Below are 15,648 nucleotides of genomic sequence, written 5' to 3'. Positions count from 1 at the left end.
CCTGCCGCTAGCAGCGTCGCCGCCCTCGTTGTGGCGCTATATAGGCCCCGCACACCAAAACTGTCAACACAGCTTTCGATAAAAATGCGATTTTCTTTTCCACAGGGATAACGAACGAAATTTACTCCTTATTCACCAATTTGAACAGGCGATTCTGATGCGGAAGCCCACCCCATTCGCTCCGCGACATCATCCGCGAGCGCCCGCATCCGTTTGCCAATCTGCTCGATCACTTCAGGACGGGCCTCTGCAGCCATCATGGAAAGAGCAATCCCCGCGCTCGGTCGGTTTGGCTGTTCGTAGATTGCCGCGCCGATGCAGAACATGCCTTCGCGCAACTGGCCGTCATCAAGGGAATAGCCCTTCTCTCTTATGCCGGACATCTCGCCTTCGAGCGCCTTCAGCGAAGCGACGCTCGCTGGTGTAGCGAGTTCCGGCCAATGTTCGGGAAGATGACGTGCGCGCTCGTCATTCGGCATTGCCGCGAGCATGGCCTTGCCCGTTGCCGTAAAGACTGCGGGGACGCGCATGCCGATGCGGAACGTTATCCCAAGCGGCGCGGACGAATTGCGGCAGGACAGATAAATGACATCCGGTCCCTCCAGATGGGAAAGCGTCAGCGTGTAGGCGCCAAGCCCCTCTGCCTGCGCCACCGCCTCATGAAACACTTCGACAATATCGCTGCCCGCCAGAAAGATATTGGCCCAGCGCACCGATTGTGGCCCCATGGAAAAGCTGCCGTCGCTATTGAACTTCAGAAGCTTCAGATAAACCAGCGTCTGGCAAAGCCCGTGCACGCTGCTTTTGGGCAGCCCGGCCTGACGCGCAATATCGGATAGTTTCAGTGCCCCGCCCATGCCGGCACCGGCCTTGGCGATAAGATCCAGTATCTGTGCGGCGCGCATGACCGCCGGAACCAGTTTGAGGGAACCTGCCTCTTCGGTCATCGTTTCATTCCTATGCTGACACGCCACCTGCCCGACAGATCATCGGCTTCCCGATTGACTTTGGCTGCCATGATCTGTTTAATTCAATATATCGAAGCGTGTTCAATATACTGAACAAACAATCAAATGCAAGACTGGGACGGAACATCAGACATGATCACCTTGAAAGACCCTTCGCTGCTTCAATCGAAATGCCTGGTCGACGGTCGCTGGATCGACGCCGCTGATGGCAAGACCATTAATGTCACCAACCCGGCTGATGGCTCGGTGGTCGGCACGGTTCCGTCGCTGTCGGTAGACACGATCAAGGAAGTCATCGACGCTTCCGCCAAGGCGCTTCCCGCCTGGGCCGCGAAAACCGCCAAGGAACGCGCGGGCATCATGCGCAAGTGGTTCGACCTCATTGTCGCCAATGCCGATGACATTGCGCTGATCATGACATCGGAACAGGGCAAGCCTTTGGCCGAAGCGCGCGGTGAAGTGCTTTATGCCGCGTCTTTCATTGAATGGTTTGCAGAAGAAGCAAAGCGCGTCTATGGCGACACCATCCCTGCCCCGCAGGCCGGTCAGCGCCTGACGGTGATCCGCCAGCCGGTTGGCGTCACCGCCGCGATCACGCCGTGGAATTTCCCTGCCGCCATGATCACCCGCAAGGCTGCACCGGCACTCGCCGCTGGCTGCACGATGATCGTGCGTCCTGCCGATCTGACCCCGCTGACGGCTCTGGCGCTTGGCGTGCTGGCTGAAAAGGCTGGCGTCCCTGCCGGTGTCTTGCAGATCGTGACCGGCAAGGCGCGCGAAATAGGCGCTGAACTCACCAGCAATGACACTGTACGCAAGCTCTCCTTCACCGGCTCCACGGAAGTGGGCCGCCTGCTGATGGCCCAGTGCGCACCAACGATCAAAAGAGTGTCGCTGGAACTCGGCGGCAATGCGCCATTCATCGTCTTTGACGACGCCGATCTCGACGCCGCTGTCGAAGGCGCGATGATTTCCAAATATCGCAATGCTGGTCAGACCTGCGTTTGCGCCAACCGCATTTATGTTCAGCGCGGCGTTTACGACAAATTTGCTGAAAAACTCGCGGAGAAGGTCAAGGCGCTGAAGGTCGGCAACGGCACCGAACCGGGTGTGGTCATCGGCCCGATGATCGAGGAAAAGGCGATCACCAAGGTCAAGGCGCATATTGAAGACGCGGTTTCGAAGGGTGCAAAGCTCATCACCGGCGGCAAGGAACTGGGCGGCTTGTTCTTCGAACCGGCCGTTCTCACCGGCGTGACCTCGGACATGGCCGTTGCGCGGGAAGAAACTTTTGGCCCGCTGGCGCCGCTCTTTGCCTTCGACACGGAAGAAGAAGTGCTGGCCATGGCCAACGATACGATCTTCGGTCTCGCGGCTTACTTCTATACGGAGAACTTCAGCCGTGCGATCCGCGTCAGCGAAGGGCTCGAATACGGCATGGTCGGCCACAATACCGGTCTGATCTCCAATGAAGTCGCGCCGTTCGGCGGTGTCAAGCAGTCCGGCCTCGGTCGCGAAGGCTCCAAATACGGCATCGAGGAATATCTCGAAACCAAATATATCTGCAGCGCCTATAAGCGCTGATTGATATAAGCCAATGAAGAGACGGTGCGGATTGTTCGCGCCGTCTTTTTTATTTATAGACGGTGCAACCGCAACGACGGCTATCCGCCGCACATTATCCGGACAATCCATGCTGCGCCGCCTTTACGACTGGACTATTTCGCTTGCCGCAAGAAAATCAGCCGAATGGTGGCTGGCGATCATCGCTTTCGTGGAGAGTTCGGTTTTCCTTGTCCCGGCAGACGTTCTGTTCCTGCCGATGGCGCTGGCTCGTCCGGAACGCGCCTGGCGCTATGCCTTCATCGCAACCGTTGCATCGGTGCTGGGCGGCATCGCAGGCTGGTATCTCGGCTATCATGCCTATGAACAGATCGCCAAGCCGGTGCTGGAAATGTATGGCAAGCTGGACACGTTCGAGCAACTGCGCGGCACGACCAGCGCCGACACCATTTTGCTGATGCTGATCACATCGGGCCTCGCCCATCTCCCGCCGATCAAGGTTGTGACAATCCTGTCGGGGGCGGCTGGCGTCAATATCTGGCTGTTCATCGCATCGGCCATTGTTGCGCGCGGCGCGCGCTTCTATTTCCTGGCCTGGCTGCTGCGCCGTTATGGCGAGCCGATCCGCCATTTTATCGAAAAGCGCCTTGGCCTGATCGCCAGCGCCGTGGCGGTCTTGCTGATCGCCCTGTTTTTTGCTGTGAAATATCTTCACGCATGAGCCGGCTGCCTCACGCCGGTCAAAATAAATTGCTTGGAAACAAGTCTCTATCTTAGTTTAGCTGCACATAAAGAGCCGCGTCAGGAATTTTCATATGGCATTTGCACTCAATAACCCGGTTGGCAAAACACAGGCATGGACCGCAGGCATCATGACCTTCGGACTGGCCGCAACTGTCGGCACCGCGCTCGGTTTCGAGCATATTGCCGGTTTCATGCCGTGCAAACTCTGCCTTGAACAGCGCACGCCTTATTATATCGGCGTTCCGGTTCTGGCTGCGGCCTGGCTTTCCTACGGCTTGAAATGGCCGCCGATCCTGACGCGCGGCCTCATCCTGATCGGCGCGCTTTTGATGACCTATGGTCTGGCGCTGGCGGTCTATCATACGGGTGTTGAGCTGAAGTACTGGCCGGGCCCGGCCGATTGCAGCGCGGCGACGATGAAAGTCACGCTGGACGCGGGCAATCTTCTGGGCGATCTCAATACGCGCCCGCCCGCATGCGACAGCGCACCCGGCTTTTTCCTTGGTCTGTCCTTTGCCGGATGGAATATCGTCGCAAGCCTGTTCTTTGCAGCCATCGGCTACTACGGCGCTTTTGCGAAGAGTGGCAAGTAAGGGAAGATTCTGAGGGGCTTAGGTCTTCTTTTTTCGCATGATGTTGTCGCAGGATTGCTACGCAGTTTTGCGCAACATGCGTCAAGGCTCCAGTTCGACATCCCAATAGAGAAAATCGAGCCAGCTATCATGCAGATGGTTGGGCGGGAAAAGACGACCGTTGTTGTGCAGATCCTGCACGGTCGGCATGACCGGCTTCTGGCGCGGCCACATATGCGCAGCCGCAGGCATGAGACCGCCCTTGCGCAGATTGCATGGTGAACAGGCGGCGACCACATTTTCCCACGTCGTCTCGCCGCCATGGCAACGCGGGGTGACGTGATCGAAGGTCAGATCATGCGGCGAGCCGCAATACTGGCACTCGAAACGATCACGCAGGAAAAGATTGAAGCGCGTAAACGCCGGATAGCGCGGCGGCTTCACATAATCCTTCAGGCAGATCACGCTCGGAACACGCATGGAGAAAGACGGCGAGGAAACGATCTGGTCGTATTCCGCGACGATATTCACGCGTTCGAGAAAGACCGCCTTGATCGCATCCTGCCATGACCAGAGCGACAAGGGGTAATAGCTGAGCGGACGATAATCCGCGTTGAGGACCAGAGCGGGCAAGCCACTCGTCGAGACGGTCCGGGGTGAGACTGCAATGGTCAAGGACGCACCTCCTTCAGAGCAACTCCGAGAAAGGGCGAAACGACGACTTTCCAAGCGGAATTGCGCTCTTCATCGGAGCGCCGCGCGTCCATTGTGGGCGCAACAACGACGCTCCAACCTCGCGAGGACGGGACTGCAATCAGCAGAAAATCAAGCTTCTGCGAATCGAAATACCGTCATCAGCTGATGGCGATAATGTAAGCCCGACGTGACAGGATTGTGAAGCGGAAACGCATTTGTGCCACCGGAAACACGCAACATTTACAGATGCATCTACAAAAGTGGGGCCGCCTCGCGGCCCTTGATTGCCGCGTAATAGGCCCAGAATAATCGCGCCGCCACGCCGCGCCACGGCGCCCAGTCTTCCGCAAGCTTGCGCAGCGCCACAGCATCCGGGCGCGTTTCATGGGCAAAGGCATGACCGACGGCAGCTTGCAGCGCCACGTCACCCGCCGGAAACACGTCCGGGTGACCGGCTGCAAACAGCAGATAGACTTCCGCCGTCCACGGCCCGATGCCCTTGATAGCGGTGAGCGCAGCTATCGCCTCCTCCGCAGGCAGATCGCAAAGCCCGTGCAGATCGATCCCGTCATCCACCAGCGCCTGCGAGACAGCCAGAAGCGTCCTCTGCTTGGGCCGAGACAGCCCGGCAAAGCGCCACGCCTCTTCGCCGCCAGCAATATAGGCCTGCGGCGTCAGCGGATCGATCACCTGTTTCAACCGCCCCCAGATGGCCGCAGCGCTTGCAGTTGAAACCTGCTGCGCCACGATGATGGAAGCCAGACTTTCGAACCCTGGTGGTGAGCGACGCAGCGGAACCGCATGAGCGCGGCTGCGAATATCGGCCAGGCGCATATCGGCCAAAACCAGCGCTTCAAGGCCAGCCTCTATATCCTCCAATGTATCGATGCGCTGCATGCTGTGGCCTTTCATTTCAATCGCCGACAAAGTACCAATGTGCTCAGATGACAATCAACTGACAGGATCATGACCAGACCCGTCTTTCGCTTTGCCCCCAGCCCCAATGGCCAATTGCACCTCGGCCATGCCTATTCAGCTCTTCTCAATGCACGCATGGCGAACGAAAGCGACGGTCGTTTTCTATTACGCATGGAAGACATCGACACGGCGCGCTGCACGCCTGCGCTGGAACAGGGCATTTACGACGACCTGCACTGGCTCGGCCTGTCATGGGAAAGGCCTGTACGCCGCCAGTCGGAACATTTTGGCGAATATCGCAATGCGCTGACAAAGCTTGCCGACAAGGGCCTTGTCTATCCGGCCTTTCTCAGTCGTGGCGAAGTGCGCGAGCGGATTGGCGAAGCCCACGCCAGGGGCAAGGTCTGGCCGTCGGACCCGGACGGCACGCCGCTTTATCCAAAGGGCGAACGCAACCTCAATGAAGCGCACCGGCTGGAACGGATCGTATCCGGCATCCCTTATGCCTGGCGTCTCGACATGGAAAAGGCGCTGGCCACCGTGGGTGAAACGTTGTTCTGGGAAGAAAACGGCGCCGGACCGGATGGCGAGACCGGGCGCATTGCCGCCGATCCCGCCCGATGGGGTGATGTGATCATCGCACGCAAGGACACGCCGACCAGCTATCATCTTTCTGTGGTGGTGGACGACGCCCTGCAAGGCGTCACCCATGTCGTGCGTGGCCGCGATCTCTTCCACGCGACCGCTGTGCACCGCCTCCTGCAAAAGCTTCTCGGTCTGCCGGAGCCGCATTATCACCATCATGACCTCGTGCTGGGCGACGATGGGCTGAAACTGTCGAAAAGCCGCAAGGATACCGCTCTTGCATCGCTGCGTGAACAGGGATGGACGCCGGACCAAATAAGACACACCTTAAAGTTGTGATTTATTTTCTCCCCAGCGTCACAGATGATGTGCCGCCGCGTCGATTGACGAAAGCGCGCCAAAGCGGTTCAAAGGCAGCATGGTAGCTGACGCCTGAAAAGCGCTGGCGGTAGTTGTATTTATTCTGAAGGAGGCCAAGCCATGAGCAATTACGTCGAAATTGAAGGTTTGCGTGTTGCCCCTGAACTCGTGGAGTTTCTGGCCAAGGAGGCCGCGCCCAGCACCGGCGTAGACCCGGACAAGTTCTGGAAAGGTTTTGCCGCAATCGTTCGCGATCTTGCCCCGAAGAACCGCGCGCTTTTGAAAAAGCGTGACGACATGCAGGCGAAGATCGACAGCTGGTACAAGGAAAACCGCGACAAAGGCTATAGCCAGGCGGAATACCAGCAGTTCCTGAAGGACATCGGCTATCTCCTGCCGGAAGGCGGGGAGTTCACCGTTTCGACCGCCAATGTCGATCCGGAAATCACCCATATTGCCGGTCCGCAGCTTGTCGTCCCGGTCATGAACGCCCGCTACGCCCTCAACGCTGCCAATGCGCGTTGGGGTTCGCTTTATGATGCGCTTTACGGCACCGACGCGATTTCCGATGCCGATGGCGCGGAAAAGGGCAAGGGCTACAATCCGAAGCGCGGCGAGAAAGTCATCGCCTGGGCGAAGAATTTCCTCGATGAAAGCGCGCCGCTCGCCTCCGGCAAATGGGCCGACGTCGCTGGCCTTGCCGTCAAGGATGGCAAGCTCGACATCAAGCTGACGAACGGTTCCGCAACGGTTCTGAAAGATGCCAGCCAGTTCAAGGGCTATAATGGCGACGCCGCCAACCCGACCAATGTGCTGCTGGCCAAGAACAACATGCATGTCGATATCGTCGTCAATGCCGACCATCCGATCGGCAAGACCGATCCGGCGCATATTGCAGACATGGTTCTGGAATCGGCCATCAGCACGATTCAGGATTGCGAGGATTCGATTGCCGCCGTCGATGCCGAGGACAAGGTTGCAGTCTATCGCAACTGGCTCGGCCTGATGAACGGCAAGCTGGAAGACACGTTCGAAAAGAACGGCAAGCAGATGACGCGCCGTCTCAATGGCGACCGCAGCTATCGCGCCGCCGATGGCTCCGACCTGACGCTCAAGGGCCGCTCGCTGATGCTGGTTCGCAATGTCGGGCACCTGATGACCAATCCGGCCATTCTCGACACTGACGGCAATGAAGTGCCGGAAGGCATCATGGATGCCGCCTTTACCAGCCTGATCGCCTTGCACGATATCGGCCCGAATGGCCGTCACATGAACTCACGCGAAGGCTCGGTCTATATCGTCAAGCCGAAGATGCATGGCCCGGAAGAAGTGGCTTTCGCCAATGAAATCTTCACCCGGACGGAAGAACTGCTCGGCATGCAGCCCAACACGCTCAAAATGGGCGTAATGGACGAGGAACGCCGCACGACGATCAACCTCAAGGAAGCCATTCGCGCCGCCAAGGATCGCGTCGTGTTCATCAATACCGGCTTCCTCGACCGCACCGGCGACGAGATTCATACCTCGATGGAAGCTGGCCCGATGATCCGCAAGGGCGACATGAAGCAGGCCGCGTGGATCGGTGCTTATGAGCAGTGGAATGTCGATATCGGTCTCGAATGCGGCCTTTCCGGCCACGCGCAGATCGGCAAGGGCATGTGGGCCATGCCCGACCTGATGGCGGCAATGCTGGAGCAGAAGATCGCTCATCCGAAGGCAGGCGCGAACACCGCATGGGTACCGTCACCGACCGCTGCCACGCTGCACGCCACCCACTATCACCAAGTGGACGTTGCGGCCGTTCAGGCAAAGCTCAAGAGCCGTCCGCGCGCCAAGCTCGACGACATTCTGTCGGTGCCGGTCGCCAGCCGTCCAAACTGGACGCCGGAAGACATCCAGAAAGAGATCGACAACAACGCGCAAGGGATTCTCGGCTATGTTGTGCGCTGGGTCGATCAGGGCGTCGGCTGCTCGAAGGTGCCGGACATCAACAATGTCGGCCTGATGGAAGACCGTGCGACACTGCGCATTTCCGCCCAGCACATTGCGAACTGGCTCTACCATGGCGTTGTCACGGAAGCGCAGGTCATGGAAACCATGAAGCGCATGGCCGCTGTCGTCGACAAGCAGAATGAAGGCGATGCGCTGTATCGCCCGATGGCTGCCAATTTCGACAAGTCCATCGCCTTCCAGGCCGCCTGCGATCTCGTCTTCAAAGGCCGCGAACAGCCGAACGGCTATACCGAGCCGGTCCTGCATCGCCGCCGCTTGGAACTGAAGGCGCAAGGCTGATCGGTTTAATGCACCGACGTCCCCTTCCCTCATCCTGAGGAGCCGTTGAAAACGGCGTCTCGAAGGACGAGGGAAAGCGAACCCAGCGCCTGCCCTCGCCCTTCGACACGGTGCTTCGCACCGGCTCAGGATGAGGGAGCGAGGTCACTGCCTGAGCCTCGGGCTTTGATCGTAGAAACAGATTGAATGCGGCGGGAGAAATCCCGCCGTTTTCATATGCGAAATCGCTTGACTCCATTATAATAGATATTATTTCTAACATAATGGAAAACGCAATCGAACAACTCGACAGTGCCATCGGTGAGAACCTGCGCCGCCTGCGTCTGGCGCAAGGCATGACGCTGGATGCGTTGGGCGATGCTTCCGGTGTCAGCCGCGCCATGATCTCGCGGATCGAGCGCGGCGAGACAAGCCCCACCGCACAACTGCTGGCGCGCATTTGCGCCGCCCTTGGCACGTCGCTATCAGCATTTTTTGGCGATGCGGAAGCCCCGCCCTCGCCCTACCTCCCCCACGATCGTCAACCCGTCTGGCGCGATCCCGACACCGGCTATGTGCGCCGGTCCGTATCCCCGCCCGGCACCGGTTCGAATGTCGATCTGATCGAGGTCGAGTTTCCGGCGGGCGGCAAGGTCACTTTCGCACCCCAGACCGCCAATGCCGGTATCACCCAGCATATGTGGCTCTTTGCCGGTGCAATGGAAATGACCGTCGGCGACACGCATTATAGCCTCAAGCCCGGCGACTGCCTTTATATGCCGATCATGGCGGGCATCACTTTTCACAATCCCGGTTCGACCCCTGCACGCTATGCCATTGTGCTCGAACGCCGCAGCAACCTCTGAAAGACCGTCCGATGATCCACGTTCTCAATGCGGAAGAAGCGAAACGAGCCATTCCGGCGCTCGCCGAAATTCTTGCCGACTGCGTCATGGGTGGCGCATCGGTCGGGTTCATGGCACCCTGTGAGCCGCAGGATTTTACGCCTTACTGGACCCGCATCGCCCGCGAGACGGAGAACGGCGAGACGCTGCTCATCGTCGCTGAGCATGACGGCGCGATCGTCGGCACGGTGCAGCTTGGTCTCTCCCAAATGCCCAATCAGCCGCATCGCGCCGATCTGAAAAAGCTGCTGATCCACCGCAAGGCGCGCGGCCTCGGCCTTGCCCGCAAGCTGATGGACGCGGCGGAAGCCCAAGCACGTCTGCATGGCAGAACGCTGATCTGTCTCGACACCGCCACCGGCAGTCCCGCCGAAGCGATCTATACGCATCTGAACTGGCAGCCTGTCGGCGTGATCCCGAATTACGCGCTCTTTCCCGATGGCAGCCCCTGCGCCACCACGCTCTTTTACAAAGGCATCTGAAATGACCCTCTCCATCCGCCATGCGACGGAAGCAGATCTTCCCGCGCTGCTCGCCATCTATAATGATGCGGTCGACAACACGCTTGCCATCTGGAACGAAACGCTCGTCGATCTGGAAAACCGGCGCCAATGGCTGGAAGGCCGCAATCGCGACGGCTTCCCGGTGCTGGCAGCCGAGCGCGAAGGCCAGGTTGTCGGCTATGCGAGCTATGGTCCTTTCCGGCCCTTCGAAGGCTTCCGACATTCCTCCGAACTGTCGGTCTATGTGGCAAGCGATGCGCGCGGCGGCGGCATCGGTCGCGCCTTGCTGGCCGAACTGGTGGAAGAAGCGCGCCGCCGCAAGGTGCATGTGCTGGTGGCTGGTATCGAGGCGGGCAATGCCGCGTCCATCGCGCTGCATAAATCGCAGGGCTTTGAAGATTGTGGCACCTTGAAACAAGTCGGCCAGAAATTCGGACGCTGGCTCGATCTGACGTTCATGCAGAAGATTCTCTGATCTATTCAATAGTGCCCAATAGAAAACGCAGCGGGTTATTGCCCTGCTGCGTTCTTTTTGTTTATACACGTGTATTCGCAAGGACCCGGTGAAAGCCCGGGTGGCTCTTCTGGCCGCCTATCCGCCAGACAACGCAACAACATCTCCCATTTTTACAATCGGCCATGTTGAATCGGACGGCTCTCAACGCCCGTCTTCTATTTGCGGAAAATTCAATGACACGTCTTGCTGCCTACCGCCGCGAGTGGTTCTCCAACATTCGCGGCGATATTCTCTCCGGCATCGTCGTAGCACTTGCCCTTATTCCCGAAGCCATCGGCTTTTCGGTCATCGCCGGGGTCGATCCCAAAGTGGGCCTTTTTGCTTCCTTCGCCATTGCCTGCGTCTCCGCCTTTACCGGCGGTCGCCCCGGCATGATTTCTGCCGCCACGGCTGCAACCGCCGTGGTGATGGTCTCGCTCGTCAAGGAACACGGGCTGCAATATCTGTTTGCCGCCACAATCCTGATGGGCATAATACAAATCCTTGCCGGTTTCCTGAAGCTCGGACGCCTGATGCGTTTCGTATCGCGCTCGGTCATCACCGGCTTCGTCAATGCGCTGGCGATCCTCATTTTCATGGCACAACTACCAGAGCTGATCCATGTGCCAGTCCAGACCTATTGGATGATCGCGGGCGGCCTTGCCATCATCTATCTATTCCCGCGACTGACCAAGGCGATCCCCTCGCCACTGGTCGCCATCGCGGTTCTCACCGCACTGGCCTGGTGGAGCGGGATGGATCTTCGCACCGTGGGCGATCTCGGCGAATTGCCATCCGCATTGCCGGTCTTCGCATTGCCGCAAGTGCCGGTAACGCTCGAAACCTTGCAGATCATCCTGCCCTATTCGATCACGCTCGCGGCGGTCGGGCTCCTCGAATCGCTGATGACCGCCCAGATTGTTGACGACATGACCGACACGCCCAGCAACAAAAGCCAGGAATGTATCGGTCAGGGCACGAGCAATATCGCCTCGGCGCTGATCGGCGGCATGGGCGGCTGCGCCATGATCGGGCAGTCGGTGATCAATGTTTCGTCCGGCGGACGCGGCAGGCTTTCGACCTTCGTGGCGGGCGCCTTCCTGCTGTTCCTGATTCTGGTGCTCGACGATCTTGTGCGCATCATTCCGATGGCGGCACTAGTGGCGGTGATGATCATGGTATCCATCGGCACATTCTCGTGGCGATCTATCCTCGATCTGCGTCGTAACCCGCCATCCTCGTCCTTCGTCATGCTGGCAACGGTGGTCACCGTCGTCTCAACGCATGATCTGGCCAAAGGCGTTCTGGTCGGCGTTCTGCTTTCCGGCGTGTACTTTGCGGGCAAGGTCGCCAAGATGTTCCGCGTCTCCGAGGCCGAAAACAGCGACGGCAGCGAACGCATCTATACTGTTCAGGGCCAGATTTTCTTCGCTTCGGCGCAGAATTTTATCGCCGCGTTTGATTTCTCCAAGCCTGCGAAGAAGGTCACCATCGACGTCAGCCATGCACATCTGTGGGACATTACCGCAGTCGGCGCGCTCGACAAGGTGGTGATGAAATATCGTACCGGCGGCACCAACGTGTCGGTGACAGGCTTCAACGAAGCCAGCGCCGACATGATCGATCGCTTCGCCGTTCACGACAAGAACTTGAGCACTGCCAAACTGGCGGCGCATTAAACACGAAAAGAAAAGGGCCGCTGATGCGGCCCTTTTTGTTAGCTCCTGTGTGGAACAGCGTTTGCAACCGACAGATCATCAAGGCCGATAGCACCTTCCACCCGGTCGCTGCGCGCCATGAGGTAGAAACCGAGCCCGGAGGTCAGCACCGCGATAAACACCAGATACCAGGCGTGGGCCATCGGGTTGACCGCCAGCATCGTCGTCACGATCACCGGCGTCAAGCCACCGAACACCGCATAGGAAATGTTATAGGAGAAAGACAGGCCGGAGAACCGCACCGGGGCCGGGAATGCGCGCACCATGACATAGGGCACCGCGCCAACCATACCGACGGAAAGTCCCATCACCGCATAAAGCGCAAACAGCACCGGCAGCGACGTACCGGCAAAGCTGTAGAAAACGAAGGTGGCAATGCCGAAGAAAACACCGGCCACCGCGAAGAAACGTCCGCTGCCGATACGGTCAACGATAGAACCGGCAGTCACAGTTCCGAACATCAGGAAAAGCGTGCCGAAGCTGGTCGCGGCAAGCGACTGCAAAGGCGTATAACCATAGAGCTTTTGCAGGAAGGTCGCCGTCATCAACGTGGTCACAACGATACCGGCTGACAAGATCCAGGTCAGAAGCACGGAGATGATGACACCGTGCATATGCTCGCGCAGAACGGTCTTCAGCGGCAGCTTGTCTTTCAGCAAATGGCTGTTCTTCATCGCGGTGAAGATCGGGGTTTCTGCCAGCCAGCGCCGCAGATAAACCGCAAGCAGACCAAAAATACCGCCGATGAAGAACGGAATGCGCCATGCGTAGGCGGAGAGTTCTTCCGGGGTGAAAATCCAGTTGATGGCTGTAGCGATCAGCGAACCAATCATGATGCCGAGTGTCAGGCCGGAACAGAGAAAGCCGCAGGCCATGCCGACCCGATTGGCAGGCACATGTTCCGCCACAAAGGTCCACGCGCCGGGAACCTCGCCGCCAATGGCCGCGCCCTGCAACATGCGAAACACGATGAGCAGGATCGGCGCGCCGACACCCAGCGTCGCATAAGTGGGCAGGCAGGCCATGGCCAATGTCGAGATCGACATCAGGAACACCGAGAAAGCGAAAACCCGCTTGCGCCCAAACTTGTCGCCGAAATGCGCCAGCACGATGCCGCCGACCGGGCGCACCAGATAACCGGCTGCGAAAATGCCGAAAGTCTGGATCATGACCAGCCAGTCCGGCATATCCGGCGGAAAGAACAGATGCCCGATGACGCTGGCAAAGAACACGAAGATGATGAAATCATAAAACTCCAGCGCGCCGCCAAGGGCCGAAAGGCCAAGGGTGCGGAAATCCTGTCCATTCAGCGGACGGGGGCTAGTGCCTTGCGCTTGCGTGTTCATCGATGCCATCGATCCTGTTCTTTTCTGGCTTTTTCGTCAGGTCATTGCTTTACAAAACCCCGTTTTACCGGGGCCGAAATGTAATGCGCCAAACAGGCCCGCACCGCAAGACTTGACTTTCAGCTGACTCATTATAACTTTAGAATAATTCTAAAATGATGGATTTGATTATGCTGAGTCGCTTTTTCCGCAACGGTCGTCGCCCGTTCGATTCGCTTTCCGAACAGGAAATCCTGGCGCTTGCCATCTCGTCTGAAGAGGACGATGCGCGCATCTATCTCGCTTATGCCGATGGCTTGCGCGAAGAATTCCCACAATCGGCGAAGATTTTCGAGCAGATGGCGGCGGAGGAACACGGGCACCGCGATGCGCTGATCGAGCGGCACCGCGCGCGTTTCGGCGACCATATTCCGCTGATCCGCCGCGAGCATGTCAGCGGCTATTACGACCGCAAGCCCGACTGGCTGGTGCGTCCGCTGGGCATCGACAAGGTGCGCGACGCGGCTTCCGAGATGGAAGATCAGGCCTATCGCTTCTATATCGAGGCCGCAAAGCGCGTCACAGATGCGGCCACGCGCAAGCTTTTGGGCGATCTGGCGCTTCAGGAAAAGCAGCACGAGGTTAAAGCCGAATCGCTGGAACATGAGCTGACGCCCGAAACCGTACAGAACGAGGAGCGTGCGCTGGAGCGCAAGCAGTTCATCCTCACCTATGTGCAGCCCGGCCTTGCGGGTCTGATGGACGGCTCGGTCTCCACCCTTGCGCCGATCTTTGCTGCCGCCTTTGCTACGCAGGACACCTGGCAGACTTTTCTGGTCGGCCTGTCTGCCTCGGTCGGCGCGGGTATCTCAATGGGTTTCACGGAAGCCATTCATGATGACGGCAAACTGTCTGGCCGTGGTTCGCCGATCAAACGCGGCCTGTCCTGCGGTATCATGACGGCGCTGGGCGGCCTCGGCCACGCTTTGCCCTATCTGATTACGGATTTCTGGACGGCTACATCTCTCGCGGTAGTCATCGTGTTCTTTGAACTCTGGGCGATTGCCTTTATCCAGAACCGCTTCATGGAAACGCCTTTCTTCCGCTCGGTCCTGCAAGTGGTGCTGGGCGGCGCATTGGTTCTGGCGGCGGGTATTCTGATCGGCAACGCCTAAACTGTTGCCACACCCTGAGGAGACGCCATCGTCCCCTCAAAACCGTCGATGGCGATGCGCCCCTGCCGGGAGACGGTGACAAAGCTGTTTGCCGGCACGGCCATCCAGTTGGCGGCTTCGCCATCCAGCGGCTCCGACACCACACAGATGCCGGACGATGCGCCAAGCGTTGCCGTATAAAGCGTCGGCGCAAAGGCGTCGGTGGCATAGCGGATGGCATAGAGCTGATTGCCGTCCGAAAAGGCGGCGGTCAGCCGCAGAAACGGCGGCACATTGGCCTTTCCGGCTTCATCCACGATCGTCGCCACCACGCGCTTCATGGCCTGAACCGGATCGCTGTCGAGGCCGAATTCCAGCATCAGCAGAAAGATCAGCTCGGAATCGGTTGCGCCGTGCTTCTGCGCGTAGACATGATCGCTCAAATGCGCTTCTAGCCTGCGGCGCAGCCGGTCGAAACTGCCGATCTGCCCGTTATGCATGAAGCTCCAGCGCCCGGAAACAAAGGGGTGGCAGTTGGAACGGCTGGTCAGCCCGCCCGTCGAGGCGCGCACATGCGCAAGAAAAAGGCGCGACCTGATTTGTCGCGCCAGACTACCAAGATTCTGATCGGACCAGGCTGGCAGAATATCCCGATAAAGGCCCGGTTCGGTGCGATGCCCATACCAGGCGACGCCGAAACCATCGCCATTGGTGCGTGTTTTGGCTTCATGCGCATCGTGGCTTTGCGCCACGAGCGAATGACAGGGAGACGAAATAATGTCTTCCAGATAGGTCTCAGGTCCGAGATAGGCGGCCCAACGGCACATGTGCGATCCGATATAAACGTGTCGCCCGAAAGCGGAAACCGCG

At 58.7% G+C, this 15,648-nt stretch carries 15 protein-coding genes and 1 other annotated feature; of the genes, 10 read left to right on the top strand and 5 right to left on the bottom strand.

Annotated elements, in window-relative coordinates; all coding sequences use genetic code 11:
- Positions 1-128: 128 nt before the first annotated feature.
- Entirely contained in the window at positions 129-947 is an 819-nt protein-coding gene (locus tag HWD97_RS08140) for an IclR family transcriptional regulator (RefSeq protein ID WP_109369703.1), read from the bottom strand.
- A 153-nt stretch (positions 948-1,100) separates the two neighbouring features.
- On the opposite strand from HWD97_RS08140, the gene HWD97_RS08135 reads away from it, so the two are divergent.
- From HWD97_RS08135 to HWD97_RS08125, 3 genes are all read left to right on the top strand, one after another.
- Positions 1,101-2,552, top strand: a complete 1,452-nt coding sequence (locus tag HWD97_RS08135) for an NAD-dependent succinate-semialdehyde dehydrogenase (RefSeq protein ID WP_109369704.1) — start codon at positions 1,101-1,103, stop codon at positions 2,550-2,552.
- 109 nt (positions 2,553-2,661) lie between these two features.
- Positions 2,662-3,252, top strand: a complete 591-nt coding sequence (locus HWD97_RS08130; protein ID WP_109369705.1) for a YqaA family protein — start codon at positions 2,662-2,664, stop codon at positions 3,250-3,252.
- Between the two features lie 94 nt (positions 3,253-3,346).
- A complete protein-coding gene (locus HWD97_RS08125) occupies positions 3,347-3,868 on the top strand; it encodes a disulfide bond formation protein B (protein ID WP_109369706.1) in 522 nt (173 codons plus the stop codon).
- A gap of 81 nt (positions 3,869-3,949) precedes the next feature.
- Here the strand turns inward: HWD97_RS08125 and HWD97_RS08120 are convergent, their stop codons facing one another.
- Together HWD97_RS08120 and HWD97_RS08115 are read right to left on the bottom strand one after the other, a co-directional pair.
- The gene (locus HWD97_RS08120; RefSeq protein WP_078339434.1) at positions 3,950-4,522 is read right to left on the bottom strand and encodes an HNH endonuclease; all 573 of its coding nucleotides are present in this window, start codon (positions 4,520-4,522) and stop codon (positions 3,950-3,952) included.
- 273 nt (positions 4,523-4,795) lie between these two features.
- The gene (locus tag HWD97_RS08115; RefSeq protein WP_109370304.1) at positions 4,796-5,440 is read right to left on the bottom strand and encodes a DNA-3-methyladenine glycosylase; all 645 of its coding nucleotides are present in this window, start codon (positions 5,438-5,440) and stop codon (positions 4,796-4,798) included.
- A gap of 69 nt (positions 5,441-5,509) precedes the next feature.
- Here HWD97_RS08115 and gluQRS point away from each other — a divergent pair, with 69 nt between their 5' ends.
- The 6 genes from gluQRS to HWD97_RS08085 all read left to right on the top strand — a co-directional run bounded on the left by gluQRS (position 5,510) and on the right by HWD97_RS08085 (position 12,260).
- A complete protein-coding gene (gluQRS, locus tag HWD97_RS08110; protein WP_109369707.1) occupies positions 5,510-6,385 on the top strand; it encodes a tRNA glutamyl-Q(34) synthetase GluQRS in 876 nt (291 codons plus the stop codon).
- A gap of 141 nt (positions 6,386-6,526) precedes the next feature.
- Positions 6,527-8,698 carry a malate synthase G gene (locus HWD97_RS08105; protein WP_109369708.1) on the top strand — a complete coding sequence of 724 codons (2,172 nt, stop codon included), beginning with the start codon at positions 6,527-6,529 and terminating at the stop codon, positions 8,696-8,698.
- Between the two features lie 263 nt (positions 8,699-8,961).
- A complete protein-coding gene (locus tag HWD97_RS08100; RefSeq protein ID WP_124915879.1) occupies positions 8,962-9,543 on the top strand; it encodes a helix-turn-helix domain-containing protein in 582 nt (193 codons plus the stop codon).
- 11 nt (positions 9,544-9,554) lie between these two features.
- Positions 9,555-10,064, top strand: a complete 510-nt coding sequence (locus HWD97_RS08095) for a GNAT family N-acetyltransferase (protein WP_109369710.1) — start codon at positions 9,555-9,557, stop codon at positions 10,062-10,064.
- A gap of 1 nt (position 10,065) precedes the next feature.
- Positions 10,066-10,560, top strand: a complete 495-nt coding sequence (locus HWD97_RS08090) for a GNAT family N-acetyltransferase (protein ID WP_109369711.1) — start codon at positions 10,066-10,068, stop codon at positions 10,558-10,560.
- A gap of 78 nt (positions 10,561-10,638) precedes the next feature.
- Positions 10,639-10,694, top strand: a sequence feature (sul1 is cis-regulatory element that is thought to sense ions involved in sulfur or methionine metabolism; They are found in Alphaproteobacteria).
- A gap of 81 nt (positions 10,695-10,775) precedes the next feature.
- The gene (locus tag HWD97_RS08085) at positions 10,776-12,260 is read left to right on the top strand and encodes a SulP family inorganic anion transporter (protein WP_109369712.1); all 1,485 of its coding nucleotides are present in this window, start codon (positions 10,776-10,778) and stop codon (positions 12,258-12,260) included.
- Positions 12,261-12,298: 38 nt separating this feature from the next.
- Here HWD97_RS08085 and HWD97_RS08080 read toward each other — a convergent pair whose 3' ends face one another.
- A complete protein-coding gene (locus tag HWD97_RS08080) occupies positions 12,299-13,645 on the bottom strand; it encodes an MFS transporter (protein WP_109370305.1) in 1,347 nt (448 codons plus the stop codon).
- 170 nt (positions 13,646-13,815) lie between these two features.
- Between HWD97_RS08080 and mbfA the strand changes: the two genes are divergently transcribed.
- Positions 13,816-14,799, top strand: a complete 984-nt coding sequence (mbfA, locus tag HWD97_RS08075; protein ID WP_109370306.1) for an iron exporter MbfA — start codon at positions 13,816-13,818, stop codon at positions 14,797-14,799.
- On the opposite strand, the gene HWD97_RS08070 is transcribed toward mbfA, so the two are convergent.
- Positions 14,796-15,605, bottom strand: coding sequence for a class II glutamine amidotransferase (locus HWD97_RS08070; RefSeq protein ID WP_109369713.1), 810 nt, complete (start codon positions 15,603-15,605; stop codon positions 14,796-14,798). The genes mbfA and HWD97_RS08070 overlap by 4 nt on opposite strands.
- Positions 15,606-15,648: the final 43 nt, after the last annotated feature.

The organism is Ochrobactrum sp. C6C9 (assembly GCF_022627935.1).
Classification (GTDB): Bacteria; Pseudomonadota; Alphaproteobacteria; order Rhizobiales; family Rhizobiaceae; genus Brucella; species Brucella teleogrylli.
This window is presented reverse-complemented; position numbering and strand designations above follow the sequence as displayed.